This window comes from Sporolactobacillus sp. PKPK-6 (assembly GCF_056678885.1).
This window is the reverse complement of sequence record NZ_JBWXPA010000002.1, coordinates 1,004,811-1,023,905: the sequence shown is the minus strand read 5'-3', so window position 1 is coordinate 1,023,905 and position 19,095 is coordinate 1,004,811. Positions and strand designations below refer to the sequence as shown.

18 protein-coding genes and 1 pseudogene are annotated in these 19,095 nt (G+C 44.3%); 10 read left to right on the top strand and 9 right to left on the bottom strand.

Translation table 11 applies throughout. The features are described 5' to 3' along the window. Window positions 1-8: 8 nt before the first annotated feature. On the bottom strand, window positions 9-152 hold the full coding sequence (locus tag AC1MBV_RS15820) for a hypothetical protein (protein ID WP_480948749.1): 144 nt from the start codon (window positions 150-152) through the stop codon (window positions 9-11). A gap of 124 nt (window positions 153-276) precedes the next feature. Here AC1MBV_RS15820 and AC1MBV_RS15815 point away from each other — a divergent pair. Continuing rightward, window positions 277-513, top strand: a pseudogene (locus tag AC1MBV_RS15815) (malate:quinone oxidoreductase); the annotation flags it as partial. A gap of 259 nt (window positions 514-772) precedes the next feature. On the opposite strand, the gene dhaM reads toward AC1MBV_RS15815, so the two are convergent. From dhaM to AC1MBV_RS15790, 5 genes are all read right to left on the bottom strand, one after another. Next, entirely contained in the window at window positions 773-1,159 is a 387-nt protein-coding gene (dhaM, locus tag AC1MBV_RS15810; protein WP_480948748.1) for a dihydroxyacetone kinase phosphoryl donor subunit DhaM, read from the bottom strand. Between the two features lie 54 nt (window positions 1,160-1,213). Further along, window positions 1,214-1,846, bottom strand: coding sequence for a dihydroxyacetone kinase subunit DhaL (gene dhaL, locus AC1MBV_RS15805; RefSeq protein ID WP_480948747.1), 633 nt, complete (start codon window positions 1,844-1,846; stop codon window positions 1,214-1,216). Between the two features lie 17 nt (window positions 1,847-1,863). Next, on the bottom strand, window positions 1,864-2,865 hold the full coding sequence (dhaK, locus tag AC1MBV_RS15800) for a dihydroxyacetone kinase subunit DhaK (RefSeq protein ID WP_480948746.1): 1,002 nt from the start codon (window positions 2,863-2,865) through the stop codon (window positions 1,864-1,866). A gap of 35 nt (window positions 2,866-2,900) precedes the next feature. After that, window positions 2,901-3,608 carry an MIP/aquaporin family protein gene (locus AC1MBV_RS15795; protein ID WP_480948745.1) on the bottom strand — a complete coding sequence of 236 codons (708 nt, stop codon included), beginning with the start codon at window positions 3,606-3,608 and terminating at the stop codon, window positions 2,901-2,903. A gap of 165 nt (window positions 3,609-3,773) precedes the next feature. Beyond that, window positions 3,774-5,795: a sigma 54-interacting transcriptional regulator gene (locus AC1MBV_RS15790; protein WP_480948744.1), complete on the bottom strand. Its 2,022-nt coding sequence runs from the start codon at window positions 5,793-5,795 to the stop codon at window positions 3,774-3,776. Window positions 5,796-6,119: 324 nt separating this feature from the next. Between AC1MBV_RS15790 and AC1MBV_RS15785 the strand changes: the two genes are divergently transcribed. Then, window positions 6,120-6,968, top strand: coding sequence for a DUF4405 domain-containing protein (locus AC1MBV_RS15785; protein ID WP_480948743.1), 849 nt, complete (start codon window positions 6,120-6,122; stop codon window positions 6,966-6,968). Between the two features lie 318 nt (window positions 6,969-7,286). Here the strand turns inward: AC1MBV_RS15785 and AC1MBV_RS15780 are convergent, their stop codons facing one another. Both AC1MBV_RS15780 and AC1MBV_RS15775 read right to left on the bottom strand, forming a co-directional pair. Continuing rightward, window positions 7,287-7,907, bottom strand: coding sequence for a hypothetical protein (locus AC1MBV_RS15780; RefSeq protein ID WP_480948742.1), 621 nt, complete (start codon window positions 7,905-7,907; stop codon window positions 7,287-7,289). Window positions 7,908-8,018: 111 nt separating this feature from the next. Further along, a complete protein-coding gene (locus AC1MBV_RS15775; RefSeq protein ID WP_255749105.1) occupies window positions 8,019-8,684 on the bottom strand; it encodes a Crp/Fnr family transcriptional regulator in 666 nt (221 codons plus the stop codon). 311 nt (window positions 8,685-8,995) lie between these two features. Between AC1MBV_RS15775 and larA the strand changes: the two genes are divergently transcribed. The 8 genes from larA to AC1MBV_RS15735 all read left to right on the top strand — a co-directional run bounded on the left by larA (window position 8,996) and on the right by AC1MBV_RS15735 (window position 17,771). Then, window positions 8,996-10,270 carry a nickel-dependent lactate racemase gene (gene larA / locus AC1MBV_RS15770; RefSeq protein ID WP_480948741.1) on the top strand — a complete coding sequence of 425 codons (1,275 nt, stop codon included), beginning with the start codon at window positions 8,996-8,998 and terminating at the stop codon, window positions 10,268-10,270. Window positions 10,271-10,303: 33 nt separating this feature from the next. Further along, window positions 10,304-11,038, top strand: a complete 735-nt coding sequence (gene larB, locus AC1MBV_RS15765) for a nickel pincer cofactor biosynthesis protein LarB (RefSeq protein ID WP_480948740.1) — start codon at window positions 10,304-10,306, stop codon at window positions 11,036-11,038. Between the two features lie 29 nt (window positions 11,039-11,067). Then, the gene (gene larC / locus AC1MBV_RS15760) at window positions 11,068-12,309 is read left to right on the top strand and encodes a nickel pincer cofactor biosynthesis protein LarC (RefSeq protein ID WP_480948739.1); all 1,242 of its coding nucleotides are present in this window, start codon (window positions 11,068-11,070) and stop codon (window positions 12,307-12,309) included. A gap of 19 nt (window positions 12,310-12,328) precedes the next feature. Then, entirely contained in the window at window positions 12,329-13,042 is a 714-nt protein-coding gene (larD, locus tag AC1MBV_RS15755; protein WP_480948738.1) for a D/L-lactic acid transporter LarD, read from the top strand. Window positions 13,043-13,091: 49 nt separating this feature from the next. Further along, the gene (gene larE, locus AC1MBV_RS15750) at window positions 13,092-13,925 is read left to right on the top strand and encodes an ATP-dependent sacrificial sulfur transferase LarE (protein WP_480948737.1); all 834 of its coding nucleotides are present in this window, start codon (window positions 13,092-13,094) and stop codon (window positions 13,923-13,925) included. A gap of 66 nt (window positions 13,926-13,991) precedes the next feature. Next, window positions 13,992-15,023 (top strand): HoxN/HupN/NixA family nickel/cobalt transporter, encoded by a 1,032-nt coding sequence (locus AC1MBV_RS15745; protein ID WP_255749099.1) that lies wholly within the window; start codon window positions 13,992-13,994, stop codon window positions 15,021-15,023. Window positions 15,024-15,332: 309 nt separating this feature from the next. Then, window positions 15,333-16,085: a meso-2,3-butanediol dehydrogenase gene (budC, locus tag AC1MBV_RS15740; protein ID WP_255749098.1), complete on the top strand. Its 753-nt coding sequence runs from the start codon at window positions 15,333-15,335 to the stop codon at window positions 16,083-16,085. Between the two features lie 504 nt (window positions 16,086-16,589). After that, window positions 16,590-17,771, top strand: a complete 1,182-nt coding sequence (locus tag AC1MBV_RS15735) for an MFS transporter (protein ID WP_480948797.1) — start codon at window positions 16,590-16,592, stop codon at window positions 17,769-17,771. A 7-nt stretch (window positions 17,772-17,778) separates the two neighbouring features. On the opposite strand, the gene AC1MBV_RS15730 is transcribed toward AC1MBV_RS15735, so the two are convergent. Beyond that, window positions 17,779-18,987: an EAL and HDOD domain-containing protein gene (locus tag AC1MBV_RS15730; RefSeq protein ID WP_255749096.1), complete on the bottom strand. Its 1,209-nt coding sequence runs from the start codon at window positions 18,985-18,987 to the stop codon at window positions 17,779-17,781. Between the last annotated feature and the right edge of the window lie 108 nt (window positions 18,988-19,095).

Below are 19,095 nucleotides of genomic sequence, written 5' to 3'. Positions count from 1 at the left end.
GTGATCGGTTACTGCTGATTCGCTACGGTATATTCAGAATATAAATGTTTGGCTCGTTCTTCTGCCTTGAGGCAGAGGACGTCAGCATCACTTGTGCGTCCATAAAAGGTGCCGATATCAGGAAAATCAATAAAAGTAGTGGCAGTGCGCATGTTTCTGTCAGCTGCTCAATATCGGGCAAAAGAACCGATCCCCTTCCCGATTGATTAGAATTTGTTGTAGTGCCCCAGACAATTATAATGGAATTAATTGAAACGTAATGGGCAGTGAAAAAAGTTGGGGAAGGTCGTCACGGGTAAAACAGATGTGATTTTAATCAGCACCGGGATCATGAGCGCGACACTGGGGACGTTGCTAAAAGAACTCGCTCCAGAAAAAGAGAGTTCGAATGAATGGAATAATGCAGGCATCGGCCATTCAGCGCTGTGCGAATTGAACTATACACCGGAAAAAGCAGATGGAACGATCGACATTAGAAAAGCGGTTGCAGTTAAGATCAACTTGCGGATAACTGTTTAAAAATTTTCTGTGGAAACGATTAGTAAACGAACATTGGTCAGAACCGGATCCAATGCACGAAAAAAGTGATTCAATGCACGAAAAACTCAAATCAATGCACGAAACCGTGATGCCAATGCACGAACAGGGTTCAAGAACGAAATAATCACGGTGAAGACCGGGTTTCCAAAGTCAATAAAACAAAAACAGCACCCTCCGCTTTTGTTATCAAGCAAGAGGGTGCTGCATCATTTCAAACCGTTTTATTCAGCTATCACGGCATTTTGCCAAGCTTCATCGAGGCGATATCGGCTTTAATCTCGTCCATGCTTTTGTTTAAACTGCTATCGACAATCGCAGTGATGGCACCTTCAACAAAGGCTGCGTCGACAATTTCGACTTTGCTGCTGTCATCTTCAAGAAAATCGAGAGCCATCTGCGCATTCATATAAGCGCTGCCCATATCAAAGAAAACGAGCACACCATCTTCAGAATAGACGTCATGGATGGCATTGCTGATTTTGCTCATATCCGTGCCCAGTCGATCATCTTCGGTTCCGCCGGCAAGGGCGACCGGTGCATCCTTAGCCATCTGAGAGGCAAGTTCTTTAATGCCCTCTACAATTTTTCGGCTATGCGAAACAAGTACGATTCCAACCATTTTAACAGATCCTTTCTCGATTAATTAATCTTTCTGTTCGAACAAAATTGAAATTCAAGCTTCTGCAAAGTAGTCTGCTACGGCTCCCAGAATCAGAGCAACAGAGGCTGCTCCCGGGTCTTGGTGGCCGAGGCTGCGCTCGCCGACATAGCTTGCTCTGCCTTTTTTAGCGACGAGCTTTTCCGTCTCTTTCAAACCCTTTTCCGCTCCATCCTTAACGGCTTGAAGAACCTCCTGTGCATCTTTGTCTTGCTTCACAGCCGCTTCGCCAGCTTCATAGGCCGGAATCAGCGCATCAAGCATCGTCTTTTCACCGGCATCTGATTTTCCACGCATCTTAATACCTTCAATCGAAGCTTTGAGCAGGCTGACGTAATCTGCAACGCTGACCTCTGTTTTATCCTTGAGTGTCATTGAGGCTCTCAGAAATGCCGTGCCGAATAGCGGTCCGGATGCTCCGCCCACATGAGCAACTAAAGCCATACCGCATTTTTTGAAAAGGTCGGCGGCGGTTTCGAAGCTGCCTTCATCGAGTGTTTTCTTTACAAAGGAGAAGCCGCGGCTCATGTTAATTCCATGGTCACCGTCACCGATCGCTCCGTCTAATTCCGTTAAATGCTGTTTATTTTGTTCAATGATGTCTGCCACGTGATTCAGCACGTCGATCACTTGATTTAGCTCTGCCATAAGTCATCCATCCCTTTTTATTTTTTGATTATTTTGAGTGCCGGTGTGTCTGCCAGGTCGTCAAGCAGTGATTTCAGTTCATCGTCCAATTTAATAACAGTCAGCGACATACCCGCCATTTCAAGAGAAGTCATGTATTCACCGACAAAGGTGCGATGAATGGTCGCACCGAGTGATTCAAGAAGGTCATGTGCTTTATTATTAACGATATAAAGCTCCATCAGCGGAGTGGCGCCCATGCCGTTCACCATCAATGCCACTTCGTCACCTGATTTAATCGGTGCATCGGCCTGGATTTTATCAAAAAGTTCTTTAGTCAATTCATCGGCTGTTTTAATTTTCTCGCGGTGCGTACCCGGCTCACCGTGAATACCGGTGCCGATTTCGACTTCGTCTTCAGCTAACGTAAAATTTGGTTTTCCGGCTGAAGGAACGGTGCAGGGGCTGAGTGCCATGCCCATACTATGGATGCTTTTAATCGCTTTTTCAGCGGTTGCTTTTACTTTTTGTAGATCCCATCCGCGTTCAGCCGCTGCTCCGGCGATTTTATGAACGAGTACCGTTCCGGCGATCCCGCGCCGTCCGGTTGTAAAAGTGCTGTCTTCCACAGCAACGTCGTCATTCACGATAACTTGATCGACCTCAATGCCTTCCATTTCTGCCATTTCTTTTGCCATATCGAAATTCATTACGTCGCCGCTGTAGTTTTTCACAACGAGCAGCACACCTTTGCCTCTGTCTACGGCTTTGATTGCTTCATAGATTTGATCAGGTGTAGGCGATGTGAAAATATCGCCGGCGACCGCGGCATCCAGCATGCCTTTTCCGATATAGCCGGCATGCGTCGGTTCATGACCGCTGCCTCCCCCGCTGACCACGGCAACTTTTTGGCCGTCTAAATTCTGGCGAACAAGTACATTTGTATTCTCAAGTCTTGTTAAATAATCAGGGTATGCCTTGGTCATGCCAAGCAACATTTCATTTAAACTGTCTTCCGGTTGATTGATCAATTTTTTCATGATAATGCCTCCCTAATATATAATTAATCGTTTACTTAGTGGAAAAGAAGAACGTAGGCAGCAGCTCCGCAAACACCTCCAAGGATTGGAGCGGCAACGGGAATCCAGGCATAGGCCCAATCTGAGCCGCCTTTTCCGGGAATTGGTAGAAGTGCATGAGCAATTCTCGGGGCCAGATCCCGCGCAGGATTAATTGCATATCCGGTGGTGCCGCCAAGTGAAAGGCCAATGGCAAAAATGAGAATGCCGATGGCGAGGCCCATGAGCCCGGGAGCCATTTTCTGCGAGACGATACCAATAATACCGAATAAAAGGACAAACGTATTAATGAATTCGCCGAAAAAGTTGAAAAACTTGCTGCGAATCGCGGGACCGGTGGAAAAAACACCTAATTTAACTGCCGGATCTGACGTTGCCTCAAAATGTTTGTAGAAGTGGATAAACAGAACGACCGCAGCAAGAAATGCGCCGATAAACTGTGCTGTTATATATGCGGCTGCATTGCTCCATGGAAATTTACCAATGAAGGCGAGTCCCAAAGTCACGGCAGGATTAAAATGTGCGCCGCTGACACTGCCGAAAAGCCAAACCGGAAGAGCAACCGCGAAGGACCATCCAGCTGTAATGACAATCCAGCCGGAATTTTCCGCCTTGGACTTTTTCAGAATGACATTGGCGACTGCACCGTCTCCTAAAAGGACCATGATAAATGTACCGACCAGTTCTCCTAAAAACGCTTCCATTTTTTCCGCCTCCCATTTTCCTTGCCACCACTAACAAAGCATTTTTGATGCCAAATGAATGGGAAAGCAAAAACAGTGCTGCAATCCTATTTACCAAATAGCGGCATGGTAAAATAGCGCAAGAAAATTGTCCATGTTGGTAATAAACACCAACGTGGGCAATTTCTATGGGATGAGGTTATATTTTCGTGCCTTGGCGGCAACGGTCTTATGATTTAAATGCAGAGCTTTGCCGGCAGCGTTACAGCTTCCGTATTTCTCCAAAGCCTTCTTAATAATGGCTTTTTCATAGTTTTCCATGGGCAGTACGTGATCAGACGAAAGCAGTTCGACATGTGAACGTTGCTGCGTGCTTAATTTTTTGCCGCGAATATAGGCTGGGAGATCCTCCGCTTCAATATAGTCATTATCGACCAACGTAAATAAACGCTCAAACAGATTCTCAATTTCGCGGACATTCCCCGGCCATGCGTAGGCAAGCAAAGATTCCATGGCGTCGTTGGAGATACCAAGAATCGGTTGGACACGGTTTTCCTGAAATTTATTCATGAAATGTTCAACGAGAAGGGCAATATCTTGTTTTCGTTCGCGAAGCGGCGGAAGCAAAATGGGAATGACATTAAGTCGATAGTAAAGATCCTCACGGAATTCTCCCTTTTTTACCATTTCTTCTAAATTGCGATTGGTTGCGGTAATGATCCGAATATCCAACTTCTGAACAGTCTCGCTTCCAATGCGCTGAATCTCTTTTTCTTGCAAGACGCGCAGAATTTTAGCCTGCATATGAATAGTCAGCTCGCCGATTTCATCGAGAAAAATGGTGCCATGCTGAGCCAGTTCAAATTTACCAAGTCGCCGCGATACAGCTCCGGTAAAGGATCCTTTTTCATGACCAAACAATTCGCTCTCAAACAAATTCTCAGGAATGGAGGCACAATTGACCCTAATGAACGGTCCGTTGCGATAAGCGCTGGCATAGTGAATGCCCTTGGCGATCATTTCCTTACCCGTACCGCTTTCACCATGAATCAAGATTGTTGCCTTCGAACGGGCAGCCTTGAGGGCGATGGACAGAGCGTCAATTATTTTGCCGCTTTTGCCAATAAAGCTGCTGAAGATCTTTTCCGGATTTCGGGATCTGATCAGTTCCTCTTCCAGGTACTCGGCGCGTGAGGTGACTTGATTCAACTTTTCGGTCAGTTGCTGAACTTCACGCAGATCCTTCACAATTGATATGGCACCAACCTGCTCGCCGTCAACAATAATCGGACTGACATTAGAGAGAATCATGACGTCGTCGTTTTTCTTTATTATTTTGTTTTTAACACTGTGACCGGTCTTTAAAACCGTTTGTCTGATGCCATGTGGTGAAAGTTCGCTGATGTTCTTGCCGATAACATCCAACTTATTGAGTTTTTGTATCTTTAAATAAGCGTCATTAACGTAATTAACCACGCCTTTTTTATCCATGACACAGATGCCGTCTTGAACATATTTTAAGATAAGCTGCAGGCGTTCTTTTAGTTCTTTAACCTCTTTCAATTCTCCTTTGACTTTCTCTAATCCGGAGATGTTCTGCAGAATAGTAATTGTTCCGCGCGTCTGTCCATCAATGACAAGCGGCCGACGTGTGATTAAAAGAACCTGGTTATTAATGACCTTGCGGATCATCGCTTCAGGAGCATCATCTTTAAGTACTAAACTAGGCAGGGGAAGTATTGAGTTAAAGGGTTCACCAATGACTTGATCGCTTGTCATGTGAAACAACCGTTCAGCAAACGAGTTAAAGAGAATCACTCGGCCCGCTTGATCAGTGACAATAATACCATTTGCAATGTTATGGAAAATTTCTTCGGTTGTGATCATATTTTCATTTAAAATGGTATCAATCTCGTTGATCGTCTGATTATTTAAATCTTCGAATCCGCTTTCAAAAAAATGATGGAAAGCAATTAGCGCTTGTTCTTCATCCGCGCCTGTTGCCATGAGCGTCAATCGATCCTTGTCTCTGATCTTTAAATTGACAAGCGGCATCAGGCTTGTCGCAGGTATGCGCCGGTCATGAAAAGCAATGAACAGACGCACGTGATACTTATTCTGGATCATGTCTGCCCTATTGACAACAGCGGCCGCCGTACGCGTATGAAGTCCTTTTGCAAAGTTTAATACGATTTCCTGACTTCTCAAAACAATCACTCCTGAACAATAAAAATCTTGAAAGGAAATTTCCAAAACGGTGATCAGTGAGAAATGATGTGTTCACAATTAAAGGTATATCTGATCGGGATAAAAATCAATTGAACAAGCGACACTTGCTCGTTTTCGATTGATGCCTCATATAGATGTGCCGCCAGTATCTTTGCTGCTTTATGGCATGTCACTAGCGGATCATCCGGAAGTTTTCCGGGAAATGCAAGATTCAACGGCGCAGTGTAATAAATCCTTAAGCAGAAATTAAGAAAGCGCGATTATAGTTCTTATATCATGTTTCCTAGGAGTGAGTCAGACCTAATGAAGAAGAATTATATTAAGTTTACTATTGACATCGTTATGGCAATCATGTTTCTTCTGTTTTTCAATACACGCGTTTTAGGCGGGCTGGCCTATCATGAAATCGCAGGGCTTGTTTTTGCGGTGATGTTCTTTACCCATGTGTTGTTGAATTTAAATTGGGTCAAAAATGTAACAATAAAGCTATTCGATAAAAATCTACCATGGAAAGCACGGGGCAATTATGCATTGAATCTTTTGCTGTTGATTTCAATGAGTTTCATTATTTTTAGCGGAATTATCATTTCGAGAGTTGTGTTCCCAAACATTAACCTTGGAAATGAAGGGTGGTTTAAGTCTGCTCATATCGCTTTCTCATTTCTTACTTTAATTGTGGTCGGGATTCATATCGGCATACATTGGCATTGGGTTATCAACGTTTTCAAAAAGATAATCCAATTCAAATCGAAAAAAAGATGGGTTTCGTATGCAGCAAAACTTGCAGCGCTCATTATTCTTATCGTTGGCGTGTACGAAATCCAGCAAACAGGATTTTTCAATCAAATAGCGAGTGTGAATTCTGTTTTTAGCGGAAGCAGCAGCGGAAAAATAGAGGGACATGGCAGTTCTGACGCTGATAGTGGACAACATACTCATTTTGGAAATGACGGACAAAAACCGAATTTCGAAAATGGGCAAAAGCCAGATCTTTCAAATGGAACTCAATTTCATGGATCGGGGCATGACGGCGGAAGTGCAAACGTTCTTCACGTCATCGCCACATACGCAACCATTATGACCGTATTTGTCGTGAGCACCTACTACATCAGAAAACTAACGCTTAGAATGAGAAGAAGAAAATGGGCTTAAAATAAAATCTTGGCGTCAGAGACTTACCCTCACCAAGTTTTTCTTAACTTTAAATGATGAGAAAGAATGGAAGAAATAAAGTGTTGAAAATGTGTCTGCTCTATAATCTAAATTCATTCAGTATGTGATTGGCATCGGTAAATGCTAGGCAGACTGGTTCACTTAATGATTAATTTGGCTGTTCAACCGCCAAACATCGCATTTGTGAATCAAGCATCAGGTCATGAACGAACCCATAAAAAAGCAAAAGCTGAATCTCTCGTATTTGAGGATTCGGCCTTTTTGTTCGTTATCCATTTTCCATTGATTCACCGCATTCTATTGTTTTCCTTTGCCCGCATCCTTAACTTTGTCGCTCACAAAGAACACAATTGCTTCTCTGTCCTCTTTTTTGCCAAGCGCATAAACTTGTTGGTCATCTTCTTCCTCAAAAAAATGGAACGGCACTTTTCGGTTATAGTCATAGGGAAATCCGTCGAGCAGAACGATACCGTCTGTGTACTTTAGATCTTCATCAAGATAAGGATCAAATAAATAGAGATAGTGGTTCGTCGTATCTGCCTTTGTTGCCAGCACATAATGCTCACCGCCATAGTTTAATCGAAAAATGGCCGCGCCGCCGTTCTTAATCGCATCAATGATTTCGCTGCGTTCTCCCAAATGAACATGCTCACCTGCATAATAGTTTCCATGGATAGGCAGTCCTTTAATTGGCCCGTTATGATTCAGCCATTCGGCGATAAACTTCATTGCCGCTTTTGACGTGCCGCTCTTGCCGACTTCACCATCCGAGTTATATGTATCAAGAGAATAGGTGGTAATTGCTTTGATCACATCAGGCGGAATCACTTCTCGAGGAAAAAGGTATTTGATTGCATTCAATAGCGTTACTGTGCCGCAGTCATATTCAGACATCTGATAATAGAGTGGCGTCTTCATGCGATCTCCTCACTTATAAATGAATATTTGGATTAAGGCTGCCCCGAAGTGCATCGCCTTGTTACTGTTTTTTTAACCGTTCCAGAGAGCAGCATGCAACGGCTGACGATGTTAGTTAGCAATATGATCCAATAGATAACTAATATCTGTGATGATCAATTTTCGATTTTTGACAATCAGTGCACCGTCACTTTTTAATTCACCAAGCATTCGATTGACGCTGCTGCGTGCGCTGATGCCGCAGAAGCCGGCAATATCATCATTTGTTAACATGAAATCAATCAAAATACCCTCACGCACTTTTCGGCCGAATAAATCAATCAGACTGTATATAAACGCACAAACGGCACCTTTTTTCCCATTCATGATCATTCGTTGAGAACGGAAAATATTCTCCGATAATTTCTTGCGATAATAACTTTTGATATAGTTCTGCAGCTCAGGCGTCGCATTGACGTATTTCCAGAAGGTGACACGGTCCACTTGATAAAAGGTTGCTTCATTTGATTCCACGCGTACATTAAAAGGCTGTTCCGTAAACTTGGAAACCTCATCCCGAAGCAGTGAGATTACATCGGGTTTTACGATATAGGAGAGATTGAATTCTCGTCCGTCTTGAAGAATAATGCTGTTTTTTATAATTCCCTTTTTAAGAACATAAGTATACCGTTCTTCGAGGCCGTGATAAGTCAGATAGGTATGTCTACTTTTGTTAATTGTTGGTACATCGTGCGCATCTAGAAAATTAATCAAATATTCGATTTCACTTAATACCATGGATTTTTCCTTCCCATCACAATCGTTCAAGTAAAAAAATAGAGATACAATTGTTACATTTAACCCTATTTTAACTGTTTTTTATCCGATGTATGTCACAAATAAAGTAAACATTTGTTAACTTTTTTTGATAATAGCAAACGGAACGGACAGACTTTTTGTTTTGATTTATAACAGATGGTGCACAAAGAAAAGGTTGTGGGAGCTAGTGATACGCATGTCAAGCGTCACTTTTTCTCATACTAAGAATCACAAATCTTTTCTACTTGCTATTTGCAAAGCAAAAAGATCTGAAAAGAGGCTGTCCATAAATGGTTAGCGTTGAACTTCCATATGACAAAACAACAATCAAGGCTGATCTGCCCGAGCGCAATTTTGCAGGCAAATTAGTATCTCAAGCAGCGACTTACCACACGGATCGGTCGGAAAACGAGATCGTTGAGGATTCGCTTGATCATCCAATCGGCTCCGCGCCTTTGGAAGAACTGGCCAAAGGCAAGAAAAATATCGTGATTATCAGCTCGGATCACACGCGTCCGGTACCGTCACACATTATTACACCGATCCTTTTGCGACGGTTACGTGAAGCTTCTCCGGATGCGCGCATCCGTATTCTGGTTGCAACCGGCTTTCATCGCCCATCTACCCGTGAAGAACTTGTTAACAAATATGGACAAAAGATTGTCGATGAAGAAGAAATTGTCATGCATATTTCGACAGACGACGCGGCGATGGTCAAAATCGGCCAACTGCCGTCCGGAGGCGATTGCATCATTAATCGAATTGCCGCCGAAGCCGATCTGCTGCTTTCGGAAGGATTTATTGAATCGCATTTCTTCGCCGGATTTTCAGGGGGACGCAAATCCGTGCTTCCAGGTGTTGCTTCCTACAAAACGATCATGGCCAATCATTCCGGCCCATTTATTGATTCCCATAAAGCACGTACCGGGAATCTAAATCATAATCCGATTCATGAGGATATGGTTTATGCGGCACGTAAGGCAAATCTAGCTTTTATCGTTAATGTCGTGCTCGATGAGGACAAGAAAATCATTGGTTCCTTTGCCGGAGATATGGAAGAGGCACATAAAAAGGGCTGTGAATTTCTTCGCGGACTGTCCAGTGTCAAAAAGATTGATTGTGACATCGCCATCTCAACGAATGGCGGCTACCCTTTGGATCAGAACATCTATCAAGCGGTAAAAGGGATGACAGCTGCTGAAGCAACGAATAAGGAAGGCGGCACAATTATCATGGTTGCCGGCTGCCGAGACGGACATGGCGGCGCAGGCTTCTATCATAATATCGCGGATGTTGCCGATCCAAAGGAATTCTTGGATCGCGCCATCAATACACCGAAGCTGAAAACAGTCCCGGATCAATGGACAGCTCAGATCTTGGCTCGTATTCTGGTTCATCATCATGTCATTGTGGTTTCTGATTTGGTGGAGCCTGAACTGATTACCCGTATGCATATGGATCTTGCGACTTCTCTTGATCAAGCACTTGAAATGGCTTATGCGCGTGAAGGCAAGGATGCCAAAATAACGGTTATTCCTGACGGCTTGGGTGTTATCGTTCAATAACAATTCCAGAACAAGAGGAGAGGTGGACAGGAAATGGAAAATGATGAACTGCATACGCCGCTCCAAGATGCTACTGAGCCCAGTCAAACGAAGACACATGAAAAAGACAACGGTTTTGCGGATATTGGTTTTGCAAAGGTTGATTTGACGAGGAAGCAGCGCAACGGCTATCCGGAAGTGATTTACGGCGAAGGTAAAACGGCCGAGCAAATCATCGGCATCATTGAGACCATGCGCAAGCAGACGGTGAACATTTTATGTACGCGCCTTTCCTCGGAGAAGTTTGAAGCAATAAAAAAGGTTGAGCCGGATGCTGTTTATTACAAAGAAGCACGCTGCGCGCTTGTGAATCGTGCCGAAGTGAAGAAAACCAGCAGCTATATTGCGATTGTGACCGCCGGGACCTCCGATATTCCGGTTGCCGAAGAGGCAGCAGTTACCGCTGAAGCTTACGGGAACTGCGTGAAACGGGTTTATGATGTCGGTGTTGCCGGTATTCATCGGTTATTTGCCCGTTTGGATGTGATTCGCGCGGCAAAGGTTGTGATTGTCATTGCCGGTATGGAAGGCGCACTTGCCAGTGTTGTCGGCGGTTTGATCGACAAGCCTTTGATTGCGGTGCCGACGAGTGTTGGCTACGGCACCAACTTAAAAGGGGTGACGGCGCTGCTTACAATGCTCAACAGCTGTGCATCGGGGATCACCGTGGTGAATATTGACAATGGCTTTGGTGCTGCCTACTCAGCCAGCATGATCAATCATTTGTAAAATGGCTTTGGCCTGCATGGAGGATTAAGATGAGAACTCTTTATTTAGATGCTTTTTCAGGAATCAGCGGTGATATGTTCATTGGCGCACTGCTTGATCTTGGTGTCGACTTTGACCGATTTCAATCGGAACTCGCTCAATTGCATGTCAGCGATTATCAGCTTCACAATGAGCGCCTTGCGAAAAACAGTATCTACGGGACAAGCTTTGACGTCGTACTAAATCATGAAAAGGATCACGGATTTATTGAACATCATGACCACCATCACCATCATGACGTTCGGCATTTGAGCGACATTTGCTCCCTTATCAATGCAAGCGGCTTAGCTGAAAAGATCAAGAAGCAATCGATTGCCGTTTTCACTGAGATCGCCAAAGCAGAAGCGGCCGTTCATCAGATGCCTCTGGCTGATGTCCATTTTCACGAGGTCGGCGCTATGGATTCGATTGTCGATATTGTCGGCTGCTTTGTCGCACTGGACTTACTAGGCGTCGATGATGTGCGCGCGTCCGCACTAAGCGATGGGTCCGGTTTTATCCAAGTTGCACATGGGCAGATGCCGGTACCGGTTCCCGCTGTCATGCAGATGCGTATCGGCACCAATATCCCAATAAAACAGCGCACGGATGTTCAGACCGAACTCATTACGCCGACCGGTATGGGCCTTGTCAAGGAGATCGTCAGTCACTACGGATCCATTCCGGAGGATGGAATTCTGCTCAAGACCGGATACGGGTTCGGCAAGCGCGACACCGGTTCCTTTAATGCGCTGCGCGCGTTGCTCTTTGAAACGAAGAAAAGCATGCAGACGGTGAATACGGATCATGATACGGTGCTGCTGATCGAAGCAAATCTTGATGATCAAAGCGGAGAATCACTAGGATTTGCAATGGATGTGTTGCTTGAAGCAGGCGCATTCGATGTATTTTTTACACCGATTTACATGAAGAAAAATCGACCGGCATGCAAGCTCTCTGTTCTTTGCGCGCCGGAAGAACGCGAAACATTTGTTGACTTGCTGCTGAAACACACCTGCACCCTTGGTGTTCGCTATCAATTAATGCAGCGGTCAATCATGAAGCGCAGCTTTAAAAAGGTAGAAACAAAGTATGGAACAATTCGTGTGAAGGTTGCCAGCCGTGACGGTGTCGTTAAGCAGACTGCTGAGTATGACGATTGTGCTCAGGCTGCACGCTCATATGGTGTTTCTCTAGCTGCGGTTGAGCAGGAGGTTCGACGGCAGCTGCTGGATTCATTGAATCAGAATTAGATTATTTGGAGGGAATACTGTGATTCATCAACTCGTTGCTGAATTCTTAGGGACAGCATTAATGATTGTTTTTGGTGTTGGCGTCCATTGCTGTGAGGTGCTCAATACATCAAAATATCAGAATTCCGGTCACATTTTTGCTATTACAACTTGGGGTTTTGGTATTACCATCTCGTTGTTTATCTTCGGAGATGTTTGTATTAACCCAGCGATGGTTGTTGCTCAAGCCGTTCTTGGCAATATTCCATGGACGAGTGTCATTCCATTAAGCATCGCAGAAGTACTCGGCGGTATCTTCGGTTCCATTGTTGTCTTTATCGCTTATTATGATCAATTCAATGCGTCCAAAGACGTCGATCGGGTCAAAATTCGCAACATCTTTTCAACAAATCCAAATGTGCGTCATTTGCCGCGCAACTTTTTCGTCGAATTTATTGATACGTTTATCTTTATTACCGGAATCTTAGCCATCGCTTCGATTAAAACACCAGGCATTGTGCCGATTGGTGTCGGCCTTCTTGTGTGGGCAATCGGTATGGGTATGGGTGGTCCGACGGGATTCGCGATGAACCTCGCACGTGATATGGGTCCACGTATTGCCCATGCGATTCTGCCGATTCCTGGCGGCAAAGCGAGCAACGATTGGCAATACGGCATGATCGTTCCGGGCATCGCACCATTCTTAGGCGCTGCTTGTGCCGCACTTTTCGCCCGAGGATTCCTCGGACTATAACCAGGCTGTCATTAATAAAAATAACTATAAAAAAGGAAGGTAAATACTGATGCGTACGTTAACTGAAAAAAAACAGGCTCTCGTTGATCAATTGAAAAAGATGAATCGCGTGGTTGTTGCTTTTTCCGGAGGTATTGACAGTACACTCGTTCTGAAAATGGCACTGGAAACGCTGGGCAAAGACAATGTGCTCGCCGTTGTTGCCAACTCCGAACTTTTTACGGATGAGGAATTTGACAAAGCCGTCTCCTTGGCAAAGGATCTGGGTGCTGTTGTTAAGAAAACTGAACTCAACTATCTGTCTGAAGAACATATCAAACACAATACGCCGGACAGCTGGTACTATGCGAAGAAAGGCTTCTATGCGCGAATGAACGAGATCGCGGCGGCTGTTGGTTTCGAGTTTGTACTGGACGGCATGATTAAGGATGACGAAAGCGACTTCCGCCCAGGTCTGCGCGCCCGGACAGAGGCAGGCGCACGAAGCGTTCTGCAGGAAGCAGGTTTCTATAAAACCGATGTTCGTGCTTTGGCAAAAGTAATTGGCCTGAACAACTGGAACAAGGTTTCTTCATGCTCAGTATCTTCCCGCTTCCCTTACGGAACAACACTCACGTTGGAAAAAATCGATCAAGTCATGAAGGCGGAAAAATACATTCGCGATCTCGGTTTCCCTGTTGTCCGCGTCCGCTATCATGGTGAGATTGCCCGTGTTGAGGTTCCGGCAGAACGTTTAAACGACTTCATTGAATTGAATGATAAGGTCAGTCAGACGCTCATGGATTTTGGCTTCCGTTATGTGACACTTGATTTGAGCGGCTTCCGCAGCGGACGGATGAACGAAACCCTTTCAGCAGAAGAACGCAAGGCCTTTGTTTCTTAAGTATAGGGACATCAATGAGCGGCTGAAATTTTCGAATCTCGAAAATGGATGCCGTTTTTTTTAACGATGAGAACGAAAGGAAGAATTAACGTGTTGAAAAAGTGTCTGCCCTATTATTTAGGTTCAATCATTCTGCATGTTGTTGGTATTGGTCTGCTTTTTCTTGTGGCAGAAAATAATCCGGTCATGCTCGGGCTTGGACTTGTCGCCTATACACTCGGTCTTCGTCATGCCTTTGACGCGGATCATATCGCAGCTATTGACAACATTGTGCGGAAACTGACGCAGCAAAAGGAGAACCCGATGGGTGTCGGCTTTTATTTCTCACTCGGCCATTCATCCGTAGTTCTGCTCATGGCCTTGGTTTTAGCCTTGTCCGTGAGTTGGGTGCAGAATCATCTGCCGCAATTCGAACGTGTCGGCGGTGTTATAGGCGCCACGGTCTCCGGTGGATTTTTGATCGCAATTGCAATCATTAACCTATTTGTTTTAATTGATTTGCAGAAAATGTTTATTCAATTAAAAAAGAGTGCTTTCGATCAGGAAAAGTTCGAACAGCTGCTGCAGTCCCGAGGCTTTCTGTCCCGCGTGTGCGCACCGCTTTTTGCGTTTATCAACAAGAGCTGGCACGTGTTTCCGCTGGGCTTCTTGTTTGGTTTAGGGTTTGATACCGCGACAGAAATCAGCCTGCTTGCACTTTCCGCAGAGTCCGCACGAGCGCATATGTCTGCTGCTGCCATACTTGCTCTGCCGATTCTTTTCGCAGCAGGCATGAATGTTATGGACACAACTGATTCGGTCATGATGACACGTGCGTACCGCTGGGCGCTCGATACGCCTGTTCGAAAAATTTATTACAATATTACGGTTACGGCCATTTCGGTTGCTGCGGCATTAATGATCGGTGCCATAGAACTGAGTCAGGTTGCGGGTAAGGCGTTCCAGCTGCAAGGCGGCTTTTGGAACTGGGTGCAGCAGATTAATTTAAATTGGGTCGGCTATGGATTAAGCGTTCTTTTTGTCACGATATGGGGGCTTTCGTATATTATCTGGAAATTTTTCCGTATCGATCAGCGCTGGAACCAAAATTATCTCTAATTGATTGCACCATTATTAAAAAGCAAACTTCCTTAATGAACCCTTGGAATTCCTATGCTTAAGGAAGGGGATACAAGGCATTTTTATAGTGAAGAGTGGTAGATGATCATTACGTTTCTCTAATATAACCGAACACTTTTCCAAATTTTATTAGTCTCTATTGCAAAAAAGTGATAAGAAGCCAATAATGGACATGTAAGCGGTTTACAATAGGAGCTACCCTGGTAAAAACGCAGCCCATTTTTACCAGAGACTGCGAATGAAGCATTACAATTCGGTCGAAGCGACTTATGAAGGGGAGATCTGAATATGAAACGTGTTGTAATCACTGGTGCATCATCGGGTATGGGACTAGCAGCGGCAAAACTGTTTGCTGAACGCAACTGGGATGTTTTGATGGTCGATTTAAATGAAGAAGGCTTGGCAAAGGCAGCTTCGGAATTGCGGCAGAAAACAAAGGTTGAAGTTTACACGTACGCGGTCAATGTTGTTGATGAAAATGCTGTTTCAAGTCTGGCAAATCAGATTAAAGCTAAGTTTGCAACAATCGATTCGTTAATAAATAATGCCGGGATTGCGAGAATGGGCAGTGTTACGGATACGGACAGTAAAACGTGGGATGCAGTGCTGAATGTTGACGTTAAATCTGTTTTTCTCATGTCTAAATATTTTGTTCCACTTTTGATTGACAATAAAGGCGGAACAATCGTAAATACTGCTTCGATCTCAGGACTCTGCGGTGATTTTGGAATGGCTGCCTATAATGCTGCTAAAGGTGCTGTGGTCAATCTGGTTCGTTCCTTAGCTCTGGACTTTGCGAAATACAATATCCGGGTCAATAATGTGAATCCGGGTGCAACGGAAACACCTATGTTTCTTCAGAATCCAGAGGAGGTTCAACAGCAGTTCAGGGACGCAATTCCACTGGGACGTTTAGCTAAACCGGAGCAAATTGCGAAGGTCATGTATTTTCTTGCTTCGGACGAATCTGATCCGATTGATGGTGTCAATCTGCCGGTAGACGGCGGACTGAGTATCCAATCCGGACAGCCGCAGCAATAAATGATTCGCAGGTAATGATTCATTAGGTTGCTAGAATTAGAGAAATTTTAATAGACTGAAGAAGAATATGAATGGTTACTTTCAAACCTCTAAATACGCCTTCAAGGACCTGAAAATCTTGATGAACCAAGATTTTCAGGTCTTTTTTCAAGAAAAGAAAGTATAAGATTTTACGGATTAATAAAAAGTAGGAAAAACAGACACGAAAGCGCGGTGCACCCGCGGTCGCGCTCAGTTGATGCGAGCAACCGAAGCGATGAATTCAGCACCATAAAGACACAAATCAATCACATATGCCCGGTCTTTCTTACTTTATAAAAAGTATCTTGATCGTTACCCGTAATACGTCTGGCTTTTGCAAACACGTGATTCGACCGCGAGACGACCAGACTGTCGGCATAAAAGACAAATAAAAGGATTCTCTTCCTCAAGAGGTCTTTTTTTGATACGATAATCAAGTTGATTTTATTACTATTCTTTCTGGGACGGCTGTGATGTATTGTGATGTGGAGAAGAGGTATTGGCGCAAATGTGCGCTATAATTACATTTATTATTTCTGTTCTTTTTTTGGTGTGGCGGCGCTTTGGGTACTTTATCTGACGCATCGCGGGATGTCGCTGGTCGAAGTGGGGCTGCTTGAGAGCATTTTTCACGTCAGCAGCTTTATATTTGAGGTGCCGAGCGGGGCACTTGCCGATCGCTTGAGTTATCGAGCGGTTTTGATTTTGGGCCGCGTCTGTTCAATTGTGAGCAGCTTTATCTTGATTTTTTCTCATGATTTTCTGTGGTTTGCTGTCGGGTTTATTATTTCTGCATGGTCTTATAACCTTAACTCCGGTACGAATGAGGCTCTGATCTACGAGTCGCTGCGCAATCTGAAACAGGAAAAGAAGTACATCAAAGTATCGGCGAATGTCAACGCAATCTATGAATTTACGGACACCTTGGGCATTTTTGTCGCAGGCTGGTTCGTCAATGTTTACTTTGAAGGTGTGTACTGGATCCAGATCGGGATTTCATTGCTGGCGATTCTGTCCGTCATGATGATGGTTGAACCCGTGAAATCGGAACGGAAAGAAGAAAAGATTACCGGATATTTCGCCATTTTGAAGAACGCCGCTGCTTTTTTAAAAGAAAACGCTCAACTGCGCTTCCTCATGTTCTTCTTTGCTCTGTTTCAAGGTATTGCCGCAACGTACTACTTTTATTTTCAGTCATTCGTGGATGGGCGCGGGTTCAAAGGGATTCAAATCAGTCTGCTGATGGTCATTTCGGCTGTGTTTCAAATTATCGGAGCGAAAATCTCACCCAAAATAGAAAAAAAAGTCGGTCAAGTTCGACTGATCAAGTATTTTTCCATTCTATTGTGCGTGCTGCTCATCTTGTCTTATGTGAATCAGCTGGTGATGCTGATCGTCTGCTTCATCGTGATGAACGCACTGGTTGCAGTCAGCCAGCCAATTTTCAGCAACTATTTTAATGAATTGATCCCATCGTCCAGCCGCGCAACCCTGCTGAGCGTTTCCAGCATGCTGTTCAGCGTGACGATGATTCTTCTCTTTCCACTGACAGGATGGATGATTGAGAAGTTGGGCTTTACCCTGAGCTTTGGAGTAATGGGCAGTTTGGCAGCATCTTTGTTGCTGGGACTTCCGCACCTGGCGAAGAACAGGCAAAATCAATAACGATGGATTAAGGAAGATATTGCTGCCACTTGATCGCGTCAATATAGGCTGCCATATAGGCATGTTTTGAAATCGCAAATTGCTCTAAGTAGTCGTTAAGTGCAGCCCAATCTGCCTGTTCGAGTAAGAGAACACCATTAAGATGGGTTCTGAAGTTATTGTCTTGTCCCATCAGTGCTTCTTTTACTTCGGCGGGAAAAGGGAGCGTAGCGAGAATATCTTCCATCTTTTGATTCGTAAGTGCATCAATTGAGGAAAAGAGTCCGACGAGGCAGTAGTTGTCCTCCTCGTCCTGTGCATTCAGGAGTGTCGCCAGCTTTTCCAGCATGCGCCCACGAATAATGCAAGCTTTGATTAACTCAGCGTTAGGCAGGTTTTGAAGCTCTTGAAGAAGAAAAAGATGCATCCATTTTGATAAATCCTTTACACCGATCCGTGTGAGGGCATTCTGAATGGAGCGGACAGGAATCATCGCACCGTAATGGAGAGTATTCGCAATCCGCATGATTTTATAGGTGAGTCCAAGATCATGCTGAAAGTGTTTGGAGAGAGCTCTTAAATTGACGTCCTCTTTTTTTAATTCTTTAATGATGTGCAGCACATGATAATTGAACGAAGGAATGTCGGTTCCGTTAATCATCGCCGGCTTGCTGAAAAAGTAACCTTGAAAGAGATGGTAGCCCATGCGAAGCGCCAAGGTATATTCTTTTTCCGTCTCTATTTTTTCAGCTAAAAAAAGCTTCTGCTGTCCGTATTTCTTGATCAGGCGAATTTGCTGATGCAGCGGATTCCGATTGAATTCAATCTTGATCATATCGACCAGTGTCATCAGCGGAGACCGCATTATTTTCGGATCGAAGGTAAAGTCATCCAAAGCCAGTGTGTAGCCGGCTTTCTTTAACCCTTTGCAGGCATCGATAACCTCCTGGGTCAGGGGAACATTTTCTAGAATCTCCACAATGATTTTATTTGGAGACAGTAATTTTGGAAAGTCATTGGTGAGAAAATTTTCCGAGAAATTGATGAACCCTTTCGTTCCATCGATGAGCTGGTCGAAATTCATGACCAATATGGAGTTTGACAGCAATGCTGCTGTGGCTTGATTATCATCGGTTCCTTCGAAATAATTATTCATGCTTTTTCGATAAAGCAGTTCATAGCCGTACAGATTTATTTTCCGATCAAAAATCGGTTGCCTGGCAACATAGACATCCATCAATACTCATCTCACATTCAAACAGCGCAAGGGTGCAGTTCTTTGTATTTATATTAGCTTGAAAAATGGGAAAAGACAATGACATGTATGACGAAAGGAGGAGACGAT

Bases quoted from the DNA above. Each gene is read 5' to 3' on its own strand.
- larE (WP_480948737.1), top strand. From the start codon at position 13,092: ATGCGTACGTTAACTGAAAAAAAACAGGCTCTCGTTGATCAATTGAAA.
- larA (WP_480948741.1), top strand. From the start codon at position 8,996: ATGGTTAGCGTTGAACTTCCATATGACAAAACAACAATCAAGGCTGAT.
- larC (WP_480948739.1), top strand. From the start codon at position 11,068: ATGAGAACTCTTTATTTAGATGCTTTTTCAGGAATCAGCGGTGATATG.
- AC1MBV_RS15775 (WP_255749105.1), bottom strand. From the start codon at position 8,684: ATGGTATTAAGTGAAATCGAATATTTGATTAATTTTCTAGATGCGCAC.
- dhaL (WP_480948747.1), bottom strand. From the start codon at position 1,846: ATGGCAGAGCTAAATCAAGTGATCGACGTGCTGAATCACGTGGCAGAC.
- dhaK (WP_480948746.1), bottom strand. From the start codon at position 2,865: ATGAAAAAATTGATCAATCAACCGGAAGACAGTTTAAATGAAATGTTG.
- larB (WP_480948740.1), top strand. From the start codon at position 10,304: ATGGAAAATGATGAACTGCATACGCCGCTCCAAGATGCTACTGAGCCC.
- AC1MBV_RS15820 (WP_480948749.1), bottom strand. From the start codon at position 152: ATGCGCACTGCCACTACTTTTATTGATTTTCCTGATATCGGCACCTTT.
- AC1MBV_RS15780 (WP_480948742.1), bottom strand. From the start codon at position 7,907: ATGAAGACGCCACTCTATTATCAGATGTCTGAATATGACTGCGGCACA.
- AC1MBV_RS15735 (WP_480948797.1), top strand. From the start codon at position 16,590: ATGTGGAGAAGAGGTATTGGCGCAAATGTGCGCTATAATTACATTTAT.
- dhaM (WP_480948748.1), bottom strand. From the start codon at position 1,159: ATGGTTGGAATCGTACTTGTTTCGCATAGCCGAAAAATTGTAGAGGGC.
- AC1MBV_RS15730 (WP_255749096.1), bottom strand. From the start codon at position 18,987: ATGGATGTCTATGTTGCCAGGCAACCGATTTTTGATCGGAAAATAAAT.
- AC1MBV_RS15745 (WP_255749099.1), top strand. From the start codon at position 13,992: ATGAGAACGAAAGGAAGAATTAACGTGTTGAAAAAGTGTCTGCCCTAT.
- AC1MBV_RS15785 (WP_480948743.1), top strand. From the start codon at position 6,120: ATGAAGAAGAATTATATTAAGTTTACTATTGACATCGTTATGGCAATC.
- budC (WP_255749098.1), top strand. From the start codon at position 15,333: ATGAAACGTGTTGTAATCACTGGTGCATCATCGGGTATGGGACTAGCA.
- AC1MBV_RS15795 (WP_480948745.1), bottom strand. From the start codon at position 3,608: ATGGAAGCGTTTTTAGGAGAACTGGTCGGTACATTTATCATGGTCCTT.